The sequence below is a fragment of the Nocardia amamiensis NBRC 102102 genome (genome assembly GCF_001612745.1).
Classification (GTDB): domain Bacteria; phylum Actinomycetota; class Actinomycetes; order Mycobacteriales; family Mycobacteriaceae; genus Nocardia; species Nocardia amamiensis.
In genome coordinates this window covers 1-22,420 of the sequence record NZ_BDBA01000172.1, presented here as the reverse complement: position 1 = coordinate 22,420, position 22,420 = coordinate 1, and the positions used below count along the sequence as shown (strand labels likewise).

The 22,420-nt window shown below is 68.3% G+C and carries 20 protein-coding genes and 1 riboswitch; of the genes, 16 read left to right on the top strand and 4 right to left on the bottom strand.

Annotated elements, in window-relative coordinates:
* A partial coding sequence (locus NA4_RS27680; protein WP_067476333.1) for an MmgE/PrpD family protein occupies nt 1-1,341 on the top strand: 1,341 nt, incomplete at its 5' end.
* Between the two features lie 8 nt (nt 1,342-1,349).
* Here the strand turns inward: NA4_RS27680 and NA4_RS39535 are convergent.
* Nucleotides 1,350-1,523 carry a DUF1737 domain-containing protein gene (locus tag NA4_RS39535; RefSeq protein ID WP_084497486.1) on the bottom strand — a complete coding sequence of 58 codons (174 nt, stop codon included), beginning with the start codon at nt 1,521-1,523 and terminating at the stop codon, nt 1,350-1,352.
* Nucleotides 1,524-1,549: 26 nt separating this feature from the next.
* Between NA4_RS39535 and prpB the strand changes: the two genes are divergently transcribed.
* Both prpB and NA4_RS27670 read left to right on the top strand, forming a co-directional pair.
* On the top strand, nt 1,550-2,467 hold the full coding sequence (gene prpB / locus NA4_RS27675; protein ID WP_067476331.1) for a methylisocitrate lyase: 918 nt from the start codon (nt 1,550-1,552) through the stop codon (nt 2,465-2,467).
* Nucleotides 2,464-3,588: a bifunctional 2-methylcitrate synthase/citrate synthase gene (locus NA4_RS27670; protein WP_067476323.1), complete on the top strand. Its 1,125-nt coding sequence runs from the start codon at nt 2,464-2,466 to the stop codon at nt 3,586-3,588. The genes prpB and NA4_RS27670 overlap by 4 nt, the downstream gene beginning before the upstream one ends.
* A gap of 57 nt (nt 3,589-3,645) precedes the next feature.
* Here NA4_RS27670 and NA4_RS27665 read toward each other — a convergent pair whose 3' ends face one another.
* A complete protein-coding gene (locus tag NA4_RS27665; protein ID WP_218022437.1) occupies nt 3,646-4,056 on the bottom strand; it encodes a hypothetical protein in 411 nt (136 codons plus the stop codon).
* Between the two features lie 468 nt (nt 4,057-4,524).
* Entirely contained in the window at nt 4,525-6,852 is a 2,328-nt protein-coding gene (gene metE, locus NA4_RS27655) for a 5-methyltetrahydropteroyltriglutamate--homocysteine S-methyltransferase (RefSeq protein WP_067476314.1), read from the bottom strand.
* Between the two features lie 90 nt (nt 6,853-6,942).
* Nucleotides 6,943-7,173, bottom strand: a riboswitch (cobalamin riboswitch).
* Between the two features lie 271 nt (nt 7,174-7,444).
* Here metE and NA4_RS27650 point away from each other — a divergent pair.
* Genes NA4_RS27650 through coaD form a run of 3 tightly spaced genes read left to right on the top strand, consistent with a single transcriptional unit; the run spans nt 7,445 to nt 11,948 of the window.
* The gene (locus tag NA4_RS27650; RefSeq protein WP_067476311.1) at nt 7,445-10,849 is read left to right on the top strand and encodes a pyruvate carboxylase; all 3,405 of its coding nucleotides are present in this window, start codon (nt 7,445-7,447) and stop codon (nt 10,847-10,849) included.
* Nucleotides 10,846-11,409, top strand: coding sequence for a 16S rRNA (guanine(966)-N(2))-methyltransferase RsmD (gene rsmD / locus NA4_RS27645; protein WP_067476308.1), 564 nt, complete (start codon nt 10,846-10,848; stop codon nt 11,407-11,409). Before NA4_RS27650 ends, rsmD begins: the two co-directional genes overlap by 4 nt.
* 53 nt (nt 11,410-11,462) lie before the next feature.
* Nucleotides 11,463-11,948, top strand: a complete 486-nt coding sequence (gene coaD, locus NA4_RS27640; RefSeq protein ID WP_067476306.1) for a pantetheine-phosphate adenylyltransferase — start codon at nt 11,463-11,465, stop codon at nt 11,946-11,948.
* Nucleotides 11,949-12,191: 243 nt separating this feature from the next.
* On the opposite strand, the gene NA4_RS27635 is transcribed toward coaD, so the two are convergent.
* Complete coding sequence (locus NA4_RS27635; protein WP_067476327.1) at nt 12,192-12,710, bottom strand: GtrA family protein; 519 nt, start codon at nt 12,708-12,710, stop codon at nt 12,192-12,194.
* Between the two features lie 363 nt (nt 12,711-13,073).
* On the opposite strand from NA4_RS27635, the gene NA4_RS27630 reads away from it, so the two are divergent.
* The 10 genes from NA4_RS27630 to NA4_RS27585 all read left to right on the top strand — a co-directional run bounded on the left by NA4_RS27630 (nt 13,074) and on the right by NA4_RS27585 (nt 22,410).
* Entirely contained in the window at nt 13,074-13,820 is a 747-nt protein-coding gene (locus NA4_RS27630) for a polarized growth protein Scy-related protein (RefSeq protein ID WP_067476303.1), read from the top strand.
* A 97-nt stretch (nt 13,821-13,917) separates the two neighbouring features.
* Nucleotides 13,918-14,547, top strand: coding sequence for a YceD family protein (locus NA4_RS27625; RefSeq protein ID WP_067476301.1), 630 nt, complete (start codon nt 13,918-13,920; stop codon nt 14,545-14,547).
* Nucleotides 14,548-14,600: 53 nt separating this feature from the next.
* Nucleotides 14,601-14,783, top strand: a complete 183-nt coding sequence (gene rpmF / locus NA4_RS27620; protein ID WP_067476297.1) for a 50S ribosomal protein L32 — start codon at nt 14,601-14,603, stop codon at nt 14,781-14,783.
* 22 nt (nt 14,784-14,805) lie between these two features.
* On the top strand, nt 14,806-15,519 hold the full coding sequence (gene rnc / locus NA4_RS27615; RefSeq protein WP_067476293.1) for a ribonuclease III: 714 nt from the start codon (nt 14,806-14,808) through the stop codon (nt 15,517-15,519).
* 1 nt (nt 15,520) lies between these two features.
* Nucleotides 15,521-16,381 carry a bifunctional DNA-formamidopyrimidine glycosylase/DNA-(apurinic or apyrimidinic site) lyase gene (mutM, locus tag NA4_RS27610; RefSeq protein ID WP_067476290.1) on the top strand — a complete coding sequence of 287 codons (861 nt, stop codon included), beginning with the start codon at nt 15,521-15,523 and terminating at the stop codon, nt 16,379-16,381.
* A 64-nt stretch (nt 16,382-16,445) separates the two neighbouring features.
* On the top strand, nt 16,446-17,027 hold the full coding sequence (locus NA4_RS27605) for a dihydrofolate reductase family protein (protein WP_067476286.1): 582 nt from the start codon (nt 16,446-16,448) through the stop codon (nt 17,025-17,027).
* Nucleotides 17,028-17,031: 4 nt separating this feature from the next.
* Nucleotides 17,032-18,093, top strand: a complete 1,062-nt coding sequence (locus tag NA4_RS27600; protein ID WP_067476284.1) for a PHP domain-containing protein — start codon at nt 17,032-17,034, stop codon at nt 18,091-18,093.
* 105 nt (nt 18,094-18,198) lie between these two features.
* Nucleotides 18,199-19,731 carry a substrate-binding domain-containing protein gene (locus NA4_RS27595; RefSeq protein WP_084497487.1) on the top strand — a complete coding sequence of 511 codons (1,533 nt, stop codon included), beginning with the start codon at nt 18,199-18,201 and terminating at the stop codon, nt 19,729-19,731.
* A 75-nt stretch (nt 19,732-19,806) separates the two neighbouring features.
* A complete protein-coding gene (locus NA4_RS27590) occupies nt 19,807-20,913 on the top strand; it encodes a winged helix DNA-binding domain-containing protein (RefSeq protein ID WP_067476281.1) in 1,107 nt (368 codons plus the stop codon).
* A 330-nt stretch (nt 20,914-21,243) separates the two neighbouring features.
* Nucleotides 21,244-22,410 (top strand): glycosyltransferase family 4 protein, encoded by a 1,167-nt coding sequence (locus NA4_RS27585; RefSeq protein ID WP_067476324.1) that lies wholly within the window; start codon nt 21,244-21,246, stop codon nt 22,408-22,410.
* The last annotated feature ends 10 nt before the right edge of the window (nt 22,411-22,420 follow it).

Genomic DNA, 22,420 nt, shown 5'->3' with positions numbered 1-22,420 from the left:
CCGGTGACCGCCGCGCGTGCCCAGGCGACCGCGCAGCCCTACCGCCCCCGCGCGGATCGGTTGGGCGCGACAGTGTTCGGACTGCCTGCGCGGCAACGGGTTTCGCCGGAGTGGGCAGCCTGGGCCAATGGTGTCGCGGTGCGGGAATTGGACTTCCACGACACGTTTCTCGCCGCGGAATACTCGCATCCGGGCGACAACATTCCGCCGATCCTCGCCGTCGCCCAGCATCTCGGCCGCAGCGGTGCCGATCTGATCCGCGGGCTCGCCACCGGCTACGAGATCCAGATCGATCTGGCGCGCGGCATCTGCCTGCACGAGCACAAGATCGATCATGTCGCCCACCTCGGCCCGTCCGCCGCGGCGGGTATCGGCACGCTGCTGCGGCTCGACACCGAGACCATCTACCAGGCCCTCGGCCAGGCGTTGCACACCACGACCGCGACGCGGCAGTCCCGCAAAGGGGAGATCTCCAGCTGGAAGGCCTACGCTCCCGCCTTCGCGGGCAAGATGGCGGTCGAGGCGGTGGATCGCGCGATGCGCGGTGAAACCGCGCCCGCGCCGATCTGGGAGGGCGCCGACGGCGTGCTCGCCCGCCTGCTCGGCGGCCCGGACGCCGAATACCATGTGCCGCTGCCCGGTGAGGGCGAGGCGAAACGCGCGATCCTGGACAGCTACACCAAGGAGCATTCGGCCGAATACCAGAGCCAAGCGCCGATCGACTTGGCGCGCCGGATGCGTTCGCGAATCGGCGATCTGGATCGTATCGCCTCGATCGTGCTGCATACCAGTCACCACACACACGTGGTGATCGGTACCGGATCCGGCGACCCGCAGAAGTTCGATCCGCACGCCAGCCGCGAAACCCTCGATCATTCGGTGCCCTACATCTTCGCGGTGGCGCTGCAAGACGGAAGCTGGCATCACGAGCGGTCGTACGCGCCGGAGCGCGCGCGGCGGCCGGAAACCGTCGCGCTGTGGCGCAAGATCAGCACCACCGAGGACCCGGAGTGGACCAGGCGCTACCACGCCACCGATCCCGGCGAGAAGGCGTTCGGCGCGCGGGCGGTGGTGACGCTGACCAGCGGCGAGACGATCGTCGACGAACTGGCCGTCGCCGACGCGCATCCGCTCGGCGCACGTCCTTTCGGTCGAGCGGAGTACATCGAGAAATTCCGCACCCTCGCCGAAGGGGTGCTCGACGAGGCCGAGCAGGACCGCTTCCTCGACGCGGCCCAGCGGACACCGGGACTGGCCGCCGGGGAGCTCGACCAGCTGAACTTCACCGTGTCCGACGAGGTGCTCGACCGGGCGCCGCGCACTCCGGAGGGGATCTTCTGATGGCGGCGTCAGTCGTCGTCCAGGATCACCGCCTGCGCGGCGATCACGTTCTTGCCGTCGAAGGTGATCGCGGGCGAGCCGTGCAGGCGATATCCCTGCGCCAGCAGCTCACTGATCCGCGCGCAGAATCGCGCGTCGTCCACTCCGGTGATCAGTCGGTAGCGCAGGGGTTCGTCGGTCATGCCCTCAGCGTAGGACGGTGGGCGCGGTGACCGGCCTGCTGGCGGCCGCGACGAGCGCGGCGCAGAAGCGCGTGGCGTTCCGGGCGGGCCTGGACTCGGGGTGCATCCAGCGACTACCGGGCGCGTTCGATCCGCTGGTGGCCCGGCTGATCCAGGAGATCGGGTTCGAGGGCGTCTACCTCTCCGGCGCCGTGATGTCGGCCGAGCTGGCGTTGCCCGATATCGGGCTGACGACGGCCGGCGAGGTGGCCGCGCGGGGGCAGCAGATCGCCAGGGTCACCGATCTCCCGGTGCTCGTCGACGCCGACACCGGCTTCGGGGAGCCGATGAACGCCGCGCGGACCGTGACCCTCTTGGAGGACGCGGGGCTGGCAGGTTGCCATATCGAGGACCAGGTGAATCCCAAGCGCTGTGGGCACCTCGACGGCAAGACCGTGGTCGGAGTCGAGGACATGGTGCGGCGCCTGCGGGCCGCGGTGTCGGCCCGGCGCGATCCGAACTTCGTCATCTGCGCCCGCACCGACGCACGCGCCACCGAAGGATTGGCCGCCGCGATCGACCGGGCCAAGGCGTACGCCGACGCGGGCGCGGATCTGTTTTTTGCCGAAGCGCTCGCGGACGCCGCGGAGTTCACGAAATTCCGTGCCGCCGTGGAAGTTCCGCTGCTGGCCAACATGACCGAGTTCGGCAAGTCCGAGCTGCTGCCCGCATCCATGCTCGAGGAGATCGGCTACAACGCGGTCATCTATCCGGTGACCACGCTGCGGCTGGCGATGTATGCCGTCGAGCACGGATTGCGCGAGATCGCCCGCACCGGAACGCAATCCGCGCTGCTCAGGACCATGCAGCATCGGTCCAGGCTCTACGAGCTGCTGCGCTACCGGGAGTACACCGAATTCGACGCGGGAATATTCACCTTCACCGGAAGCGAGTCACCGACATGACCGAGATCAAGAAGGGCTTGGCCGGAGTGGTGGCCGACACCACCGCCATCTCGAAGGTGGTGCCGGAGACCAACTCCCTGACCTATCGCGGCTACGCCGTACCGGATCTGGCGCGGCACTGCGGTTTCGAGGAGGTCGCGTACCTGTTGTGGTACGGCGAGTTGCCCGATGTCGCCCAGCTGGAGTTGCTGTGTCAGCGCGAGCGTACCCAGCGTCGCGTCGACCGGTCGATTCTGTCGCTGGTGGAGAAGATGCCGGAGTCCTGCCATCCGATGGACGTGGTGCGCACGGTGGTGAGCTACCTGGGCGCGGAGGACGCGGAGGAGGATCTCGGCGGGACGCCCACCCAGCGGGCGTTGCTGGCGAAAGCGCTGCGCCTGACCGCTATGTTGCCGACCGCGATCGCCGCGGACATGCGGCGGCGGCGCGGACTGGACCCCGTCCCGCCGCACTCGCATCTGGGCTTCGCGGCGAACTTCCTCAACATGTGCTTCGGCGCGGTGCCCGACCCGCGGATCGTGCGGGCATTCGAGACCTCGCTGATCCTCTACGCGGAGCACGGTTTCAACGCCTCCACCTTCGCAGCGCGAGTGGTCACCTCCACCCGATCCGACATCTACAGCGCGGTCACGGCCGCCATCGGGGCGCTGAAGGGCCCGCTGCACGGCGGCGCCAATGAGGCCGTCATGCACGCCATGCTGGAGATCGGCGAACCGGAACTGGCCGGGGCGTGGCTGCGCGCCAAGCTCGCGGACAAGCAGAAGGTGATGGGCTTCGGGCACCGGGTCTACAAGAACGGCGATTCCCGCGTACCGGCCATGCGTGAGGAGCTGGAGCGGGTCGCGGCGGTGACCGGAGGTGAGCGCTGGTTGCGCATGTATATCGAGCTGGAACGCGCGATGGCGGAGGCGACCGGCATCGCGCCGAATCTCGATTTTCCCGCCGGCCCCGCCTACTACCTGATGGGCTTCGACATCGCGATGTTCACGCCGATCTTCGTGATGAGCCGGATTACCGGGTGGACCGCCCACATCATGGAGCAAGCCGCATCCAACGCGTTGATCCGCCCGCTGTCGGAGTACACCGGCGTGCCGCAGCGGGAGCTGGCCCTCAGGCGCTGACCGGAGCAACCTGCCCGGTGGGCGGACCCTCGATTTCGTACTTGAAGGTGAACGCCCTCAGTGCTGCTCACCGTCGACAACCGAGCCTTCGGACTGAATTTCGGGCTGGGAGAAGACCTCGTTCTCGGATTCCGCCGTGATGGCCTTGCGGGCCCAGGACTCGAGTTGGTCGAGGTCGGTGCACCGGTCGATTTCGGCCCTAGTGGTGTCGGCGATGGTGATCCCGCGGGCGTCGAGGGCCATGAGGAGGAGTCGCGCGGCTTCCTCGGCTCGTCCCTCGTCGCGCCCCTGTGCGACGTACTTGCGGGCGAAGTCGCTCTGATATTCGTACTTGAAGGCGGATGTCATGAGTTCCTCCAATCGATGCCGGGGTAGCGGTATGCCGAAGGCGTCGGTGAGTAGCCCGGCCGCAAGGGTTGGCTGCGTCCGGAACATCTCTACGAGCACTTCGTGCTGCTGCGTCGGCATGACAACGGAAAGTACACTGCCGCACCGACATTCGGTACAGCGGAAATTAGTCGCGACTGATGGGAACCGAATCGAGTGAGCGCGCGTCGAAGTATGGCAAGAGGGGAAAGACCGAATTGATGACGTGCGAGGAGGGGTCTGCCGATGGAGCGTTGTTCCGGGTGTCATACGGCATGGCGGAGGGGGATGCGGTCGCGGGCGCGGGTTCTGCCGGTGCCGCGGCGGGAGGAACCGTGTGAGCGGTATACGTCACGGCGGCAGCGTCCACGGCCGGAACCGGAGTCCGAATGAGTCCGTAGGGGATCGGCTTCCGCGGAGGAGATTTCGCTCCGCGGGTCGGGACTCGGTCAATGGGGACCGGGGCCAGCGACCAGGACCGCAGGCAACGCGGCCGGGCGGGCGTGGGCGCGAGTCGGCGCCCCCTTCGCCGGGGGAAGGGGGCGCCGATCATCGCTCAGGCGGACGCGTTCACCGCACCGCCGCCGCGGCGGCGACCATATTGCGCAGCGAGGCTTCCACTTCGGCGGGACCCCTGGTCTTCAACCCGCAGTCCGGATTGACCCAGAGCCGTTCGGCTGGAACGGCTTTCAGCGCAGCACGCAGCGAGGTGGTGATCTCGTCCACGCTCGGCACCCGCGGCGAGTGGATGTCGTACACGCCGGGGCCGACGCCCAGATCGAAGCCCGCCGCGTTGAGGTCGTCGAGCACCTCCATGTGCGAGCGTGCGGCCTCGATCGACGTGACATCGGCATCCAGCCCGGCGATCGCGTCGATCACCTCGCCGAACTCCGAGTAGCACAGGTGCGTATGGATCTGCGTGGCATCCGAGACACCGGAGGTGGCGAGCCGGAACGACCGCACAGACCACTCCAGGTACGCGGGCTGGTCCGCCGCGCGCAGCGGAAGCAGTTCGCGCAGAGCCGGTTCGTCGACCTGGATGATCCGGATGCCTGCCGTCTGCAGGTCCACGGTCTCGTCCCGGATCGCCAGCGCCACCTGGCGTGCGGATTCCTCCAGCGGCTGGTCGTCGCGGACGAACGACCACGCGAGAATGGTCACCGGGCCGGTCAGCATCCCTTTGACCGGCTTGTCGGTGAGCGACTGCGCATAGCCGATCCACTCGACCGTCATCGGCTGCCGGCGCGCCACGTCCCCGAACAGAATCGGCGGCCGCACGCAACGGGTCCCGTACGACTGCACCCACCCCTGCTCGGTGGCCGCGAAACCGTCGAGCTGCTCGGCGAAGTACTGCACCATGTCATTGCGCTCCGGCTCGCCGTGCACCAGCACGTCCAACCCCAGCTCCTCCTGGAGCGCGACGACGTCCGCGATCTCGGCGCGCATCCGGCGCACGTACTCGGCCTGATCGATCTCCCCCTTGCGCAGTGCGGCCCGCGCCAGCCGGATCGCGGAGGTCTGCGGATAGGAACCGATCGTCGTGGTCGGCAGCGCGGGCAGCCGCAAGCGGTCCCGTTGCAGCTCACGGCGCTGCTCGGCGGGAGCGCGGTGGATGGCGTCCGGCCCGAGCGCGGCCAACCTGGCCCGCACCTGCGGATCGTTCAGCCGTGGATCCGACCGCCGCGCCGCCAGCGCCGCCTGCACCGCGGCCAAGTCGGCGCCGATCGCTTCCCGCCCCTCGCGCAGGCCGGTGGCGAGCAGATCTACTTCCGCCACCTTCTCCGCCCCGAAAGCCAGCCACCACCGCAGTTGCTCGCCCAACCGGGTCTCCGCGGCCAGCGTGTACGGCACATGCAGCAACGAGCACGAGCTCGAAACCGCCACCTGCCCGGCGGAACCCAGCAAAGTGCCGAGGGTGGCGAGGGCGCGGTCCAGATCGGTGCGCCACACGTTGCGTCCGTCCACCACTCCGGCGACGACGAGCTTGCTCGCGAGGGCGGGCACCGCCGCCACCGCGGAAACATCGGTGCCGGAGGTGAAGTCGACGGCGACGGCCTCGATACCGGTGCCGGCCAGCGGGGCGAGCGCGGCACCCGGATCACCGAAGTAGGTCGCGACGAGGATCGCGGGACGCTCGGTCGACTCGGCCAGTTCGCCGTAGGTGATCTGCACCAGGTCGATCTCCTCCGCCGTGAGGTCGGTGACCAGCGCCGGCTCGTCGATCTGCACCCACTGCGCGCCCGCGACGGCCAGCCTGCGCAGCAGCTCCCGATACAGCGGAAGCAGCTCGAGCAGCCGCGCCTGCGCCGGGCCGCCGGTCGACTTCGCCAGCTTCAGGAAAGTGATCGGACCGATCACCACCGGCCGCGCGGGTACGCCCAGCTCGAGCGCCTCCCGCAGTTCTTCCAGCAGCTTCTCCGGGTGCAGCGAGAACGTGGTGTCCGGGCCGATTTCCGGCACCAAGTAGTGGTAGTTGGTGTCGAACCACTTGGTCATCTCCAACGGTTCGACCGTGTCGGTGCCGCGAGCGGCGGCGAAGTACCGATCCAGCGGATCGGCGATCCCGGCGACCCGAGGCGGCAGCGCGCCGAGCAGCACGGCGGTGTCGAGCATCTGGTCGTAATAGGAAAACGTCCCGACGGGGATCGAGTCCAAGCCCGCCGCGAGCAGTTCGGTGAGCTGAGCATGCCGTAGCTCACGTGCCACGGCGTGCAACTTCTCCGCGTCGATATCGCCTGCCCAATAGGCCTCGGTGGCCCGCTTGAGCTCGCGCCGCGGCCCCACCCGTGGTAGCCCGAGAACCGTTGCGGTGAACGGATTTTGCTGTGAAACAGTCACGATGTTTCTCCATTGCTGAGGACGAAAGCCATCGCCATACGGGCAGGCGGAGAACCTCATGACATGCCGGGGATATTCCCGGCCGAGGAGCCCGACATGTCAGCTGGTGATCCGCGCGCCCAATCCACGAGGCGGTGGCCGCCGGATACGGCGTACCCGGCACGGCTGGCAGGTCTTCGGACTCGCGGGCACCGGCTCCAGGGACGGTCCGGCTCGCGCCGGTGTTCCCGATGGCCGACCTACTGGCCGTCGCTTCCCGAGTCGCGGCACCTTCCGGCCCGGTGACTCAGTGCCTGATGACGGCGGTCGTTCCTGCATACCGCTGCGGGACAGTCCCGGATTCCCACCGGGTTCCCTCTCACCCGCCGTGACGTCGCCGTACGGACGGGCTCGACTCCGTCGCGCGACGTCGGGGCTCCATCTCGCCGCGCACCGGTGAACCAGCTGCTCCTTCAGCATAGGCTCCCCGCCTCGACGGGACTTCAGGGCGTACTGGTTGGGTGAGTAGGTGCGCGCGCACGGTTGCTCCCGCGAAGCTCATGTATCGGGCCTGTGAACGCAACTTCGCAACGGTGCTAGGGGCCTTTGTGAAGAGCCTTGCGAAGGGGGATTCCATGTTCGTGCGGTTCACGAAGCCGGGTACCTTAGGTCAATGTTCTCGAAAGTCTTGGTTGCCAACCGTGGCGAGATCGCCATCCGCGCCTTCCGCGCGGCCTACGAACTCGGCATCGGGACAGTCGCTGTGTTCCCCCATGAGGACCGCAATTCGGTCCACCGGCTGAAGGCAGCGGAGTCGTATCAGATCGGGGAGCCAGGCCATCCGGTCCGGGCATACCTGTCCATCGATGCGATCATCGAGGCGGCCAAGTCGGCGGGGGCGGACGCCATCTACCCTGGCTACGGCTTTCTCTCCGAGAACCCGGACCTGGCGGCGGCCTGTGCCCGGGAGGGCATCACCTTCATCGGGCCCTCGGCCGAGGTGCTCGAGCTGGCCGGGAACAAAGCGCGCGCGATCGAGGCGGCCAAGGCGGCCGGGCTTCCGGTGCTGCGTTCCAGCGCGCCGTCGGCGGACGTGGACGAGCTGATCGCCGCGTCCCGGGAGCTGGAGTACCCGATCTTCGTCAAGGCGGTCGCAGGCGGTGGCGGACGCGGTATGCGACGCGTCGCGGCTGCCGAACAGTTGCGTGAGTCGATCGAGGCAGCCTCGCGGGAGGCGGAGTCGGCGTTCGGCGATCCGACCGTGTTCCTCGAGCAGGCGGTGGTGAACCCGCGGCACATCGAGGTGCAGATCCTGGCCGATCAGCACGGCAACGTGATGCACCTGTTCGAGCGGGATTGCTCGGTGCAGCGCCGTCATCAGAAGGTCATCGAGCTCGCGCCTGCGCCGAACCTGGATCCGGCGCTGCGGGAACGGATCTGCGCCGACGCGGTGGCTTTCGCACGCCAGATCGGCTACTCGTGCGCGGGCACCGTGGAGTTCCTGCTCGACGAGCGCGGCAACCATGTCTTCATCGAGATGAACCCGCGCATCCAGGTCGAGCACACGGTGACCGAGGAGATCACCGATGTGGACCTGGTGCAGTCGCAGCTGCGCATCGCCGCCGGCGAGACCCTCGCCGATCTCGGATTGAGCCAGGACGCGGTGACGATCCGGGGCGCGGCGCTGCAGTGCCGGATCACCACCGAGGACCCGGCCAACGGATTCCGTCCGGACACCGGCCGCATCACCGCCTACCGCACGCCGGGCGGTGCGGGCATCCGGCTGGACGGCGGTGCGAATCTGGGTGCCGAGATCGGCGCCTACTTCGACTCGATGCTGGTCAAGCTCACCTGCCGCGGTCGCGACTTCCCGGCGGCGGTGGCGCGGGCGCGGCGTGCGCTGGCGGAGTTCCGCATCCGTGGCGTGGCCACCAATATCCCGTTCCTGCTCGCGGTGCTCGATGATCCCGACTTCAAGGCGGGCCGGGTCACCACGTCGTTCATCGACGAGCGCCCGCAGCTGCTCACCCTGCGCCGATCCGCCGACCGCGGCACCAAGATCCTCGAGTACCTGGCCGATGTCACCGTGAACAAGCCGCACGGTGAGCGGCCGACCACGGTGTACCCGCACGACAAGCTGCCCGCGATCGACCTGAGCGTGCCGCCGCCGGACGGCTCCCGGCAGCGGCTGCTTGCGTTGGGTCCGGAAGGTTTCGCGCGGGCGTTGCGCGAGCAGAAGGCGGTCGGCGTCACCGACACCACCTTCCGCGACGCGCACCAGTCGTTGCTGGCCACCCGGGTCCGCACCAACGGCCTGCTCGGTGTGGCCGGGCACGTCGCGCGCCTGACGCCGGAGCTGCTGTCGATCGAGGCGTGGGGCGGCGCGACCTACGACGTCGCCTTGCGGTTCCTGTACGAGGACCCGTGGGAACGGCTGGCCGCGCTGCGCGAGGCGGTACCGAACATCTGTTTGCAGATGCTGCTGCGCGGCCGCAACACCGTCGGCTACACCCCGTATCCGGAGCAGGTGACCCGCGCGTTCGTCTCCGAGGCGACCGCGACCGGCATCGACATCTTCCGTATCTTCGATGCGCTCAACAATGTCGACCAGATGCGTCCTGCCATCGACGCGGTGCGCGAAACCGGGACGGCGGTGGCGGAAGTCGCCATGAGCTACACCGGTGACCTGGCGAATCCGGACGAATCGCTCTACACCCTCGACTATTACCTGAAGCTGGCCGAGCAGATCGTCGACGCGGGCGCGCACGTGCTGGCCATCAAGGACATGGCCGGTCTGCTGCGCGCCCCGGCCGCTACCAAGCTGGTCACCGCGCTGCGCAGCAACTTCGATCTGCCGGTGCACGTGCACACCCACGACACCCCCGGCGGGCAGCTGGCCACCTACCTCGCCGCCTGGCAGGCCGGTGCCGACGCCGTCGACGGCGCGAGCGCGGCGATGGCCGGAACCACCAGCCAGCCCGCGCTGTCGGCGATCGTCGCCGCGGCGGCGCACAGTGAGTACGACACCGGCCTGGATCTGCAGAATGTGTGCGATCTGGAGCCGTACTGGGAGGCGTTGCGGAAGGTGTACGCGCCGTTCGAGTCCGGGCTGCCCGCACCCACCGGCCGGGTCTACACCCACGAGATCCCCGGCGGTCAGCTGTCGAATCTGCGGCAGCAGGCCATCGCGCTCGGCCTCGGCGACCGTTTCGAGGAGGTCGAGGCCAAATACGCCGCGGCCGACCGGCTGCTCGGCCGTCTGGTGAAGGTGACGCCGTCGTCGAAGGTGGTCGGCGACCTCGCGCTCGCGCTGGTCGGTACCGGCGTCGACATCGAGGACTTCGCCGCCGATCCGGGCCGCTACGACATCCCCGATTCCGTGATCGGGTTCCTGCGCGGCGAACTCGGCACTCCCGCGGGGGGATGGCCAGAGCCGTTCCGCAGCAAGGCATTGGCCGGTCGTGGCGCGGCCAAGCCGGAAACACCGCTGACCCCCGCGGACGAGAAAGGGCTGGCGGGTAGCTCCGAAGAGCGGCGCGCCACGCTCAACCGCCTGCTTTTCCCCGGCCCCACCGCCGAATTCCTCGCCCACCGGGAGAAGTACGGCGACACCTCCGGGCTCTCGGCCAACCAGTTCCTCTACGGTCTGCGCCGTGGTGAGGAACACCGGGTGCAGCTGGAGAAGGGCGTCACCCTGCTCATCGGCCTGGAGGCGATCTCGGAGCCGGACGAGCGCGGCATGCGCACGGTGATGTGCATCCTGAACGGGCAGTTGCGGCCGATCTCGGTGCGTGACCGCTCGATCGCCAGCGACATCCCCGCCGCGGAGAAGGCCGACAAGGCCAACCCCGGGCACGTCGCGGCACCGTTCGCCGGTGTGGTGACTCTTGCTGTGTCCGAAGGCGATTCGGTCGCCGTGGGCGAAACCATCGGCACCATCGAAGCCATGAAGATGGAGGCCGCGATCACCGCGCCCCGCGCGGGCATCGTCGGCCGCGTCGCCATCGGCCCGGTGCAGCAGGTGGAAGGTGGCGATCTGCTCATCGAGCTGACCGTGCGGGAATCCTCCGCCGAATGACGCGGATCGTCGCGGGGACGGCGGGCGGGCGGCGCCTGCGGGTGCCGCCATCGGGCACCCGTCCGACCTCCGATCGGGTACGGGAGGCGCTGTTCAGCGCCTTGGACGCGCGGCTGGACTTCGCGGGCGCCCGGGTGCTCGACCTGTACGCGGGTTCCGGCGCGCTCGGGTTGGAGGCGCTCTCGCGCGGCGCCGAGCACGCGTTGCTCGTCGAGTCCGACCGCAAAGCGGCCGCGGTGGTGCGCGGCAATATCGCCGAGCTCGGGCTGCCCGGCGCCGAGCTGCGCGTCGCGACGGTGGCGAGCGTGCTGCGGCTGGGCGGTGCGGGCGGCTTCGACGTGGTGTTCTCCGATCCGCCCTACGCGGTCGACAACGCCGCCGTTCTGGCCGATCTGCACGCACTGGCCGAGCACGGCTGGCTGCGTCCTGGCGCCGTGGTGGTGCTGGAGCGTTCGGCGCGTTCGCCCGAAACAGCTTGGCCCGCAGGTTTCGTCCCCGCGAAGTCGCGCCGGTACGGCGAAACGCGCATTGATCTGGCGGAGTTCGAGCCGGACGACTAGACGCGGGCGTGGCCACCCGTGCCACGGTGCCGCTGCCCTGCTAGCGTCGGCTCATGGCAGGAGCACTGTGCCCCGGGTCGTTCGACCCCGTGACCTACGGACACCTCGATGTTTTCAACCGGGCGGCGGCCCAGTTCGACGAGGTGGTCGTCACCGTCATGATCAACCCGAAGAAGCAGGGCATGTTCACCGTCGAGGAGCGCATCGAGATGCTGCGCGAGTCGACGGCACACCTGGGCAACGTCCGGGTGGAGTCATGGCAGGGCCTGACCGTGGACTTCGCCCGCGAGCAGGGCATCACCGCCATCGTGAAGGGCCTGCGCGACGCGGGCGACTTCGGCTACGAGCTGCAAATGGCGCAGATGAACAAGAAGCTCTCCGGCGTGGATACCTTCTTCATCGCCACCAACCCGTCCTTGAGCTACTTGTCCAGTTCGCTCGTCAAGGAGGTCGCCGCATACGGCGGCGACGTCAGCGACATGCTTCCCCCGTCGGTCCACAAACGCCTCCTCGACCGCCTGGCCGAGCGCAAGAACTGAACCGGATGGCCAACCACTGGGGCTGGCTACCAAGCCGCAGCTCGGGTCAATCGCGGTCGGACCGGAGCAACCACTGCCGGACTGATCGCGCGACGCAGCGACTGATTTCAGAAAGAACATGCGTAACTCATCGGGTACGCGCAAAGCTGAGCGGCACTCAACGCAGGACCTGAACGCAAGCCCTGATCCACGCAACTAGTACGGCCTAAAGGCGCGGAGAGGCGGGGGAGCGAGGCGGCACCGTCAGAACACCAAACCGCGTAGTGCCAGGAAGCGCATGCCGCCGACGGCGGCGGTGATGGCCAGAATCGCGGCGGCCTGGGCGGTGTCCCCGAGGCCGGGCGCCCAGACGCCGAGTGCGGCCAAGGCCGCGGTCGTGATGCCGAGACCGACCAGCGCCAGCCCGCCGCCTTCCCACTGGGCGGTGAACCAGCCGACCCGGCCCGCGGCATGGAAGGTCAGCTGGCGGTGCAGTTCGTTGGCGATCATGGTGCTGACGACGGAGCCGACGACGTTCGCGATCAGCGGCCCGACGCCGTGCACGGCGAAGAACAGCAGCACATAGGCGACGTTGCTGAATCCGCCGACGAGCGCGAAGCGGATCAACTGGGCGAAGGCGCGGTCGCCGCGCAGGTACTGGATCAGCTGTCCGAACTTGGCCGCGGCATCCGCCGGCGGCAACACCGGGTACGGGCTCACCCACGGTGTGAACAAGCTGGTGGCGCTCACTCCCGCCGGTCGCGGTAGTTCCAGAACAGTCATCGTCATTCCGATCGAACACGAGCCCTCGGCAGGGTCAACAGCGATGGGTCATCGCCTTCTTCCCCGTCGACTCTCGGCAGCTTCCGCATTCAGCGAATCGCTGAATGGTCGGAGCCTGTCGACACTCGACGGGCAGCTGTCCATCCCTCCGGCTCTCCGTCCGCGCTCCCGGCAGGCGCGCGGTCCGTGCTGAAGATCCGAGTTCGATCTTCCAGACGAATGTAACACGAAGCGGAGAGGTAAGCTCCACTTGATTTCTGTGGCGTGCAAGACACTGCCGCGACACACCGGAAAGTGATTCGGCACGAGCCGTGACTAGGGGCACACTGGGTTTCGTCGTGAGTTCGCAGGAGGGTAGTGAGCATGTATCGCGTATTCGAAGCGCTCGACGAACTGGTCGCCATCGTCGAGGAGGCGCGCGGCATCCCGCCGACCCGCAGCTGCATCGTTCCGCGCGGCGACGTGCTGGAACTGCTCGACGACGTCCGTGACGCGCTGCCCGGCGAACTCGACGACGCCCAGGACGTGCTCGATCACCGGGACAAGATCGTTTCCGATGCCAGGACTTCGGCCGAGACCACGGTGCAGGGCGCCAACGAGCAGGCCGAGCGCACCATCGGCTCGGCGCGCGAGGAGGCCGACCGCATCCTGGCCGACGCCAAGGCGCACGCCGACCGGATGGTCGCCGAGGCGAACGCGCACGCCGACCGCCTGGTCACCTCCGCGCAAGAGGAGGCCGAGCGCGTGGTGGCCGACGGCAACGCCGAATACGAGGCGCTGACCGGCCGCGCGCGCACCGAGTCGGAGCGGATGATCGAGGCGGGGAAGGCCGCCTATGAGCGTTCCGTCGCGGAGGGTCTGGCCGAGCAGGAGCGTTTGGTTACACAGACCGAGGTGGTGCGCGCCGCGCATGCCGAATCGGCCAGGGTGATCGACGCCGCGCACGCGGAATCCGATCGGCTGCGCGAGGAGTGCGACCACTATGTCGACTCCCGGCTGGCCGATTTCGAAGAAACGCTGACGAGCACGCTGCGCACCGTCGGCCGCGGGCGCCACCAGTTGCGCAGCGGGGCGGGCGCGCCCGACTATGCCACCGAATTCCGCAGGTAGCGGCACCCGGGATGATCAGCAGCGTTTGGGTGAGAACCGTGCGGTCGCGTATTGTTGAGTGGTTGCCCGTATCCCCTCGATCGTGAGTGAGTCCGTGATGTCCGCCGGTTCCGGTTCCGCGTCGCGTTCCCGTTCGGCCAAGCGCCGGATGCCGGACGCGGGTTTCGTGCTGGACACCCGCAGTCTCGGCCGCAGGGCCGGGTCGATGCGGGAGCTGCGTCGCACCGTGACCACCGAGGAGCGGATCGGCCTGGATCTGATCGCGGTCCCCGTCGGCGCGCCGGTGGAGCTCGACCTGCAGTTGCAGGCGGTGTCCGAGGGTGTGCTGGTCACCGGAGCGGTGAACGCGCCGACCGAGGGGGAGTGCTCGCGCTGCCTGGAGCCGTTCACCGGCGAGGTCGGCCTGCGGCTCACCGAGTTGTTCGCCTATCCGGACAGCACCACCGAGCAGACCACCGAGGACGACGAGATCTACCGGATGACCGACGACCTCATCGACCTCGAGCCCGTGGTCGTCGACGCGTTCGGCCTCGAGCTCCCGCTGCAGCCGCTGTGCACGCCGGATTGCGCCGGACTGTGCCCGGAATGCGGGGTGCGGATGGCGATTGCGGGTTCCGAGCACAATCATGAGATACTTGACCCTCGCTGGGCCGGACTGGCTAAGTTCGCCTCCGGATCGCCCGGCACCGGCAGCCCCGACGAGGGTGCGGCCGACCGAGACCACTGAGCAAGACCGATCAGCCGAACCGGCAAAGCAATTAGGACAGAGGAGAATTAGTCGTGGCCGTTCCCAAGCGCCGGATGTCCCGTTCCAACACCAGGTCGCGGCGCAGCCAGTGGAAGGCCGCCGCGCCGACCCTGATCACCTGCCCGAACCGTGGCTGCGGCGAGAAGACCCTGCCGCACATCGCCTGCCCGTCCTGCGGCACCTACAAGGGTCGCCAGGTCACCGCCGCGGTCTGATCGTTCGACCTGTCGTAGCGACGTGACCGACGAACCCGACTCGTCCGGTGAACACGCGAGCCTGATCGCCGCGCTAGGCGTCGACGTGGGGCCGGACCTGCTGCGCCTCGCGCTGACCCACCGGTCCTACGCGTACGAGAACGGCGGTCTGCCGACGAACGAGCGTCTCGAGTTCCTCGGCGACTCCGTACTCGGGCTGAGCATCACCGAGCGGCTGTATCACGAACATCCCTCGAAGACCGAGGGTGAGCTGGCGAAGCTGCGCGCGAGCGTGGTGAACATGCGCGCGCTCGCCGAGGTCGCCCGTGGCCTCGGCGACGGCGGCCTCGGTGCGCACCTGCTGCTGGGCAAGGGCGAAGAGCTCACCGGCGGCCGGAACAAGGACAGCATCCTCGCCGACGGCATGGAGTCGTTGCTCGGCGCTGTGCATCTGCAGCACGGCATCGAGGTGGCACGCTCGGTGGTGTTGCGGCTGTTCGCCGAGTTGCTCGAGCGGGGCCCGCGCATGGGCGCCGGCTTGGACTGGAAGACCAGCTTGCAGGAGCTCACCGCCGAGCGTGGTCTCGGCGTGCCCAGCTACGAGATCACTTCGACGGGGCCGGACCACGACAAGGAGTTCACCGCCACCACGGTGGTCGGCGGCCGGGCCTACGGGCAGGGCGTCGGCCGGTCCAAGAAGGATGCCGAACAGAAGGCAGCCGGGGCCGCCTACGAGGCGCTGACCGCCGAAATCTGACGTGCCGGAGCTTCCCGAGGTCGAGGTGGTTCGACGTGGCCTCGACGAGCATGTGGTCGGCCGGGTCGTCGAATCGGTGGCGATCACCCATCCCCGTTCGGTGCGCCGCCATCTCGAAGGCGCCGCCGATCTCGCCGCGCGGCTGACCGGCCTGACGGTCGAGTCGGCCGAGCGGCGCGGCAAGTTCCTCTGGCTCACCTTCGACGACCCGGAAGCCGCCTTGGTGGTGCATCTGGGGATGAGCGGTCAGATGCTGATCCAGCCCGCCGACGCGCCGCTGGAGAAGCACGCGCACATCCGCGCCACCTTCAGCGACGGCACACAGCTGCGTTTCGTCGACCAGCGCACCTTCGGCGGTTGGGCGCTCGCTCCGTTGGTCGAGGTAGACGGCACCCTGGTGCCCGAGCCGGTCGCGCACATCGCCCGCGACCCGCTCGACCCGGGCTTCGACGTCGAATCCGTGATCGCCGTCATCCGGGGCAAGCGCAGCGAAATCAAACGCGTCCTGCTCGACCAGGGCGTCGTCTCCGGCATCGGCAACATCTACGCCGACGAGGCGCTGTGGCGTGCCCGGCTGCACGGGGGGCGGATCGCCGCGGGATTGTCCAGGCCCGCTGTACGCGCCCTGCTCGCCGACGTGCGTGCGGTGATGGGCGACGCGCTCACCGCGGGCGGCACGTCCTTCGACGCGCTATACGTAGACATCAACGGTCGGTCCGGGTATTTCGAGCGCTCCCTCGCCGTCTACGGCCGGGAGGACGAGCCCTGCCGCCGCTGTGGCGCGCCGATCATCCGGGAGCGGTTCATGAACCGCTCCTCGTACTCCTGCCCGCGCTGCCAGCCGAAGCCTCGCCGCCGCTAGCGCGAGCGCGTTACCGTTTCCTCAGGGCGGTTCGGAATGCCACCCCGACCGTGAGGAAGGAAGCATGCGCAAGCTCACCTATTACGTCGCCTCGACCATCGATGGATTCATCGCCACCGAGGATGGCTCGGTCGACTTCTTCCCGGTCGGCGGTGATCACGGCCCGGCGATCAACGCGCAGTACCCGGAGACACTGCCGACCAAGGTGCGCGAAGCGATCGGCGTCGAGCGACGTAATCGCTATTTCGACACCGTGCTGATGGGGCGCAAGACCCATGATTTCGGCGTGCGCACCGGCACCTCCAGCCCGTACGCGCACCTGCGGCAGTTCGTGGCCTCGACCACCCTGCCGGAGAGCCCTGATCCAGCCGTGGAGCTGATTTCGGCGGACCCGGTCGAGAAGGTCAGGGCGCTGAAGCGAGAAAGCGGGCTGGGCATCTGGCTGTGTGGCGGCGGTGAACTGGCGCAGGTGCTGCTCCCGGAGATCGACCAGATCTTCCTCAAGCTGTACCCGATCGTGCTGGGCAGCGGGCGGCCGCTGTTCGGTACCGGGTCACGGCTGCCGGAACCGGCCAAGTTCCGGGTGATCACCAGCACGGTGTTCGAGGACGGCGTGGCCTTCGTCAAGTACAGCCGGATCCCGTAGTCCGGTGCTCGACGAGGATCCGAACGGGACTCCGGACCGTGCCACCGCGCCCGGCCCGGTGGCGGCGTTGCGGGAGATCGGCTTCTGGCTGGAACGCGCCCGAGCCGAAACCCACCGGGTCAAGGCCTACCGGCGCGCCGCCGACGCCGTCGCCGGGCTGACCGATGCGGAGCGTGAGGCGCATCGGGCGGCGGGCAGCTGGCAGGAGATCGCGGGCATCGGCCCCAAGACCGCGGCCGTCATCGAACAGGCGTATGCCGGCACGGTGCCGCGGTACCTGGCCGAGCTGCGCGCTGCCGCCCAGCCGATCGGCGCGCCTGGCAAGCCGTTGCGTGAGCGTCTGCGCGGCGATCTGCACACGCACTCGAACTGGTCGGACGGCGGCAGCCCGATCGAGGAGATGATGCGCGTCGCGGCGGCGCTCGGCCACGAATATTGCGCCCTCACCGACCATTCACCGCGATTGACCGTGGCCAACGGGCTGTCCGCCGACCGGCTGCGCAAGCAATTGGACGTGGTCGCCGAACTCAACGACCGGATGGCGCCATTCCGCATCCTCACCGGGATCGAGGTCGACATCCTCGATGACGGCACCCTCGACCAGCGGGCGGACCTGCTCGCCCGGCTGGACGTCGTCGTGGCGAGTGTGCATTCGCATCTGCGCGACGACAGCGCGACGATGACCAAGCGCATGGCGTACGCGGTGGCCGATCCCAATGTCGACGTGCTCGGGCACTGCACCGGCCGTCTGGTCACGGGTGGTCGCGGGACCAGGCCGGAGTCGACCTTCGACGCCGAGGTGGTTTTCGAGGCATGCCGCACCTACGGCACCGCCGTCGAGATCAACAGCAGGCCCGAACGACTCGATCCGCCCTCGCGATTGCTGCGCCTTGCGGTGGAGATGGGGTGTCACTTCGCCATCGACACCGACGCGCACGCACCTGGACAGCTCGACTGGCAAGGGTACGGATGCGAGCGCGCGGTCGCGAACGGTGTTGCCGCGGAGCGCGTGATCAACACCTGGCCGCTGGCGGACCTGCTGGCATGGACCCGCGCCGAAGGGTGACCGCCCGGTTAACGGTTGCCGAACAGTTCGAATCGCGGTGTGCCGGAGGGGGATTGCCCCCGAGAATGAGTGCCACACGGCTTTCTCGGGGAGTGGGATCAACTGGTGGGCGACTTGCCGCTCGACACCGTTCTGGAGCTCATAGGCACCGTTGTAGCGGTGATCGCGCTCGTTGTCGCGGTCTTGGCCTTCCTGCGGGAGTTCGTCTTCGCGGGCAGCAAACGGCTCGGCTACCGGGTGCAGATGGATACGCCGGTCACCGGCGAGGTCGAGTCGATCTTCCCCGGCGTGCTCACCCAACTGCGTCCCTCGGCCGACGGCGCGAGCCCGGACCTGAAGGACATCTCGGTCGTCTTGGTGCGCATCGAGAACGCGGGCATCATGCGGCTCGACATCGAGGACTACACGGCGCCGAGCCCGCAGATCGGTCTGCACTTGCATTTTCCGCAGCGCCGGGTGATCGGCATGGCGGTGAACGAGCTGAGCGATCCTTCGGCGCTCGCCGACCACCTCGGCCGCAGCTCCGGCATCGGGGTGCGCGAGGACACCGAAGGGCACATCGGCGTGATCGATCTGCCGAAAGTGCCGCTGCGCAAGATCGATCACTACAAAGTTCTCGCCATCCTGCAGCGCTCCGACGGCACTGGATCGTATCCGGACCCGGTGCTGCGCGGTGGCATCAAGGGCGGCGGGATCATCGAAACCCACAGCCGCACCGGCATTTCCCGGATGATGATCGCGCTCACGGTATTTCTGGTGTCGGTGATCATCGTCCAACTCGTGATGATCAGGCTGGAGCCGGAGCCGACCCCGCTGGGCTGCGCGTCGGGCAAGCTGACGGTCATCGGGTCGTCGGCGTTCGGGCCGGTGATCCAAGAGGCCGCCGAGCAGTACCGGAAGCGCTGCACCGGAGCGGAATTCGCGTTCGCTTTCGACGGCACCGAATCCGGTCTCGAACAGCTCGCCAAGACGGGTAGAGGCAACCCCGGCCTGCTTGCGATCAGTGACGGCGCGGAGGGCAGCGGGTATGAGAATCTGGTGCACCAACCGATCGCGCTGTCGCGGTTCGCCATGATCGTGCATCCCGACATCGGCGTCCGTGATCTGGAGCTCGCCCAGATCCAGGATCTCTACCGGGGCAAGGTCGGTAACTGGCGCGAAGTGGGCGGTCCGGACGTGCCGGTGGTGCTGGTCAACCGCGGTCCGGGTTCCGGCTCACGAAACATCTTCGAGCGCAGGGTGCTCGGCGGCGCGCAGCCGGATCGCCAGCACCTGAGCTGCACGCGCAGGGGCATGGTCACCGACCACTGCGAGGTGGATGTGACCGCGGACATGCGCCAGGCGGTGGCCGACATACCCGGCGCCATCGGCTACGCGGCATTCTCCGAAACAATCGGCGCGGGCCTGCCCACCGTCGCGATCGACGGCGTCGGCGCCGGCCACGCTGACGTGTGGAGCACTTACCCGTTCTGGGGCGTCGAGTACGCCTACAGCAATGGGAACCCACCCGGCGGCTCGCTCGCGGCGAGCTTCCTGCGCTTCCTGACCGATGAGGCCGGCAAAGAGGTGCTGCGAGCGCACGGCAACGCGCCGTGCGCCGACCTGCTCGATCCGCAGCGCTGCTTGCCCGACCGGTGAACACGCTGCCGCACGCGCGGTGGCACAACGCCATCGCGCCGCCGATCTGTCGGTGGTATCCGCGACGATGGACGCATGACGGAACTTTCGCTGCGCGAACTGAATCGGACGCTGCTGATCCGCCAGAAGCTGGTGGAGCGGGTGGCGCTGACCCCGTTGGAACTCGTCCGGCATCTGGTCGCCGTGCAGGGCCAGGAGCCGAACTGGCCCTACGTGGGATTGTGGTCGCGGTTGGCGGCGTTCCGGCACGACGACCTGGCCGCGCTGCTGCGTGAGCGTCAGCTGGTGCGATCCACCATGATCCGCCGGACCGTGCATCTGGCCGACGCCGCCGACTTCCGCTGGTTGCGGCCCACGGTGCAGCCGGTAGTCGACGCTGCGCTCAAAGCGCCGTATTACCGCGACGAGATCGACGGCGTCGACCTGGTGGAGCTCGCGGCCGCCGGACGCGAAATGCTGGCCGGGCAGCTACTACGCCGCGGCGAGCTGGGCGAGTTGCTCGCGGATCGCTTCCCGGACCGGCACACCCGCCGGTTGGCCGAGACGGTGGAGTTGCTGGTCCCGCTGGCGCACGGTCCGGAGACCGGTGTGTGGGGACGGTGGCGCAACCGGTACGTGACGGTGGGGCTGGCGGAAGAATGGATCGGCGCGCCCATGTCCGCAACGCCGCAGCCCGAGACGCTGGTCCTGCGCTACCTGGCCGCATTCGGGCCCGCCACGGTGGCCGACATGCAGGCGTGGGCGGGCATCACGCGGTTGGCCGAGGTCGTCGACGAGATGCGCACGCGGCTGCGGGTGTTCACCGACGACCAGCACCGCGTGCTGTTCGACCTACCGGACGCGCCTTTGGCCGAGCCGGATGTGCCCGTGCCCGTGCGTTTTCTGCCCGCGTTCGACAACGCGCTGCTCGGTCACAAGGACCGCCGCAGGATCATCAGCGAGGAAGATCGCCAGCGCACCGCCAAGGAGGCGTCCGCGGGCGTGCCCATGTATCTGGTCGACGGTTTCGTGCACGGCCGCTGGTCGCTCGACGGCGCCACGCTACGCATCCTGCCGTGGCATCCGCTGTCGGCGTCGGACGAGGCGGCGGTCCGCGCCGAAGCCGAGGATCTGCTGTCGTTCATCGCGGCGGGCCCGGATGCGGCGGCTGCCGGAGACCCGAAGGTTGTCATCGAGGCTTGACGAACCGGGGCCACCGGACTACCCACTGATAGCCGATTAATTGCTATTTCGTTGACTCTAGTCACAGCGATGGGTTTGAAACGGCGCGTCTGAGGTACCTCCCAGACGGCCCCCCTGATCGTGCCGACGGCGTGACCAGGCCAACCAAGCCCCATGGACGGCGGTGCAGCAAGGTCTTCACCTCCGCCGCGGGGGCCACTTAGTTCAGTTCGGCGCCCGGTACTCCGAGTGCTGGGTGAATGCGAGTGCTACTTGGTTGTCCCTGGAAGGAGAGTCATGAGCGCGATTTCCGTGCCGATTTCGGGGCAGAGGGAATTGTCCGATCTGCCGATGGCGTCGTCCGACTACTTATCGGTAGACCATTCCAGCGGTCCGTTCCGCGTCGCGATGGTCGTGCCACCGTATTTCGACGTGCCGCCCAAGGCATACGGCGGTGTCGAGGCCGTGGTCGCCGATCTGGTCGACGCATTGGTGGCCCGCGGGCACGACGTGACCCTGTTCGGGGCGGGGGAGCCGGGCACCAAAGCCAAGTTCGTGCCGGTGTGGGATCGAGCCGTGCCCGAACGCCTCGGCGAGCCGTTCCCCGAGGTCGTGCACGCGATCCGGGTGCGACGCGCGATCGAGAAGGTCGCGGCCACATCGGGTGTGGACCTGGTGCACGACCACACTTTCGCCGGGCCGCTCAACGCATCCGTCTTCCAGCGCCTCGGCCTGCCCACGGTGCTGACCGTGCACGGACCGGTCGAGGACGACATCTACCGGTACTACCAGGATCTGGGCGACGAGGTGGCGCTGGTCGCGATCAGCGACCGGCAGCGCGAACTCGCCGCCGGCCTGAACTGGTCTGGGCGCGTGCACAATGCGCTGAACGTCGACGACTGGCCGTTCCGTGTCGAGAAGGACGACTACGCGCTGTTCCTCGGCCGGTTCAGCGAGTGCAAGGCCCCGCACCTGGCGGTGGAAGCCGCGCACGCCGCGGGCATCCCGCTGGTGCTGGCGGGCAAATGCAGCGAGCGACCCGAGCAGATCTACTTCGAGGAGAAGGTACGGCCGCTGCTGACCGACAACGACCACGTATTCGGCCTCGCCGACGCCACGGCCAAGCGTAAGCTACTGGCCAATGCGCGTTGCCTGTTGTTCCCGATTCGCTGGGAGGAACCGTTCGGCATGGTGATGATCGAATCCATGGTCTGTGGCACGCCGGTGGTCGCGCTGCGCGGCGGGGCGGTGTCCGAGGTGATCGTCGACGGCGTGACCGGCCGCATCTGTGACGACCCCGCCGAGTTGCCCGCGGCCATCGAGGAAGTCCGGGCGATGGACCCGTTCGCCTGCCGGGCCCACGTGAAGGCGAAATTCGGCTCCGACACCCTCGGCCTCGGCTATGAGCAGGTGTATCGCCGGGTGCTGCGGTCCAAGAAGCGGTTCGGCGCTGTGCCGGTCGACGCGGGTGTGCCCGCTTCGGCGCCGGCCAGGATCGCCGCGAGCGGATTGGCGTGAGCGAGCGTCA

Coding starts and splice junctions, on each gene's coding strand:
- NA4_RS27650 (WP_067476311.1), top strand. CDS start 7,445: ATGTTCTCGAAAGTCTTGGTTGCCAACCGTGGCGAGATCGCCATCCGC.
- NA4_RS27585 (WP_067476324.1), top strand. CDS start 21,244: ATGGCGTCGTCCGACTACTTATCGGTAGACCATTCCAGCGGTCCGTTC.
- NA4_RS27625 (WP_067476301.1), top strand. CDS start 13,918: ATGTCCGCCGGTTCCGGTTCCGCGTCGCGTTCCCGTTCGGCCAAGCGC.
- NA4_RS39535 (WP_084497486.1), bottom strand. CDS start 1,523: ATGACCGACGAACCCCTGCGCTACCGACTGATCACCGGAGTGGACGAC.
- coaD (WP_067476306.1), top strand. CDS start 11,463: ATGGCAGGAGCACTGTGCCCCGGGTCGTTCGACCCCGTGACCTACGGA.
- NA4_RS27635 (WP_067476327.1), bottom strand. CDS start 12,710: ATGACTGTTCTGGAACTACCGCGACCGGCGGGAGTGAGCGCCACCAGC.
- NA4_RS27590 (WP_067476281.1), top strand. CDS start 19,807: ATGACGGAACTTTCGCTGCGCGAACTGAATCGGACGCTGCTGATCCGC.
- metE (WP_067476314.1), bottom strand. CDS start 6,852: ATGAGGTTCTCCGCCTGCCCGTATGGCGATGGCTTTCGTCCTCAGCAA.
- rsmD (WP_067476308.1), top strand. CDS start 10,846: ATGACGCGGATCGTCGCGGGGACGGCGGGCGGGCGGCGCCTGCGGGTG.
- NA4_RS27605 (WP_067476286.1), top strand. CDS start 16,446: ATGCGCAAGCTCACCTATTACGTCGCCTCGACCATCGATGGATTCATC.
- NA4_RS27665 (WP_218022437.1), bottom strand. CDS start 4,056: ATGCCGACGCAGCAGCACGAAGTGCTCGTAGAGATGTTCCGGACGCAG.
- NA4_RS27630 (WP_067476303.1), top strand. CDS start 13,074: ATGTATCGCGTATTCGAAGCGCTCGACGAACTGGTCGCCATCGTCGAG.
- NA4_RS27670 (WP_067476323.1), top strand. CDS start 2,464: ATGACCGAGATCAAGAAGGGCTTGGCCGGAGTGGTGGCCGACACCACC.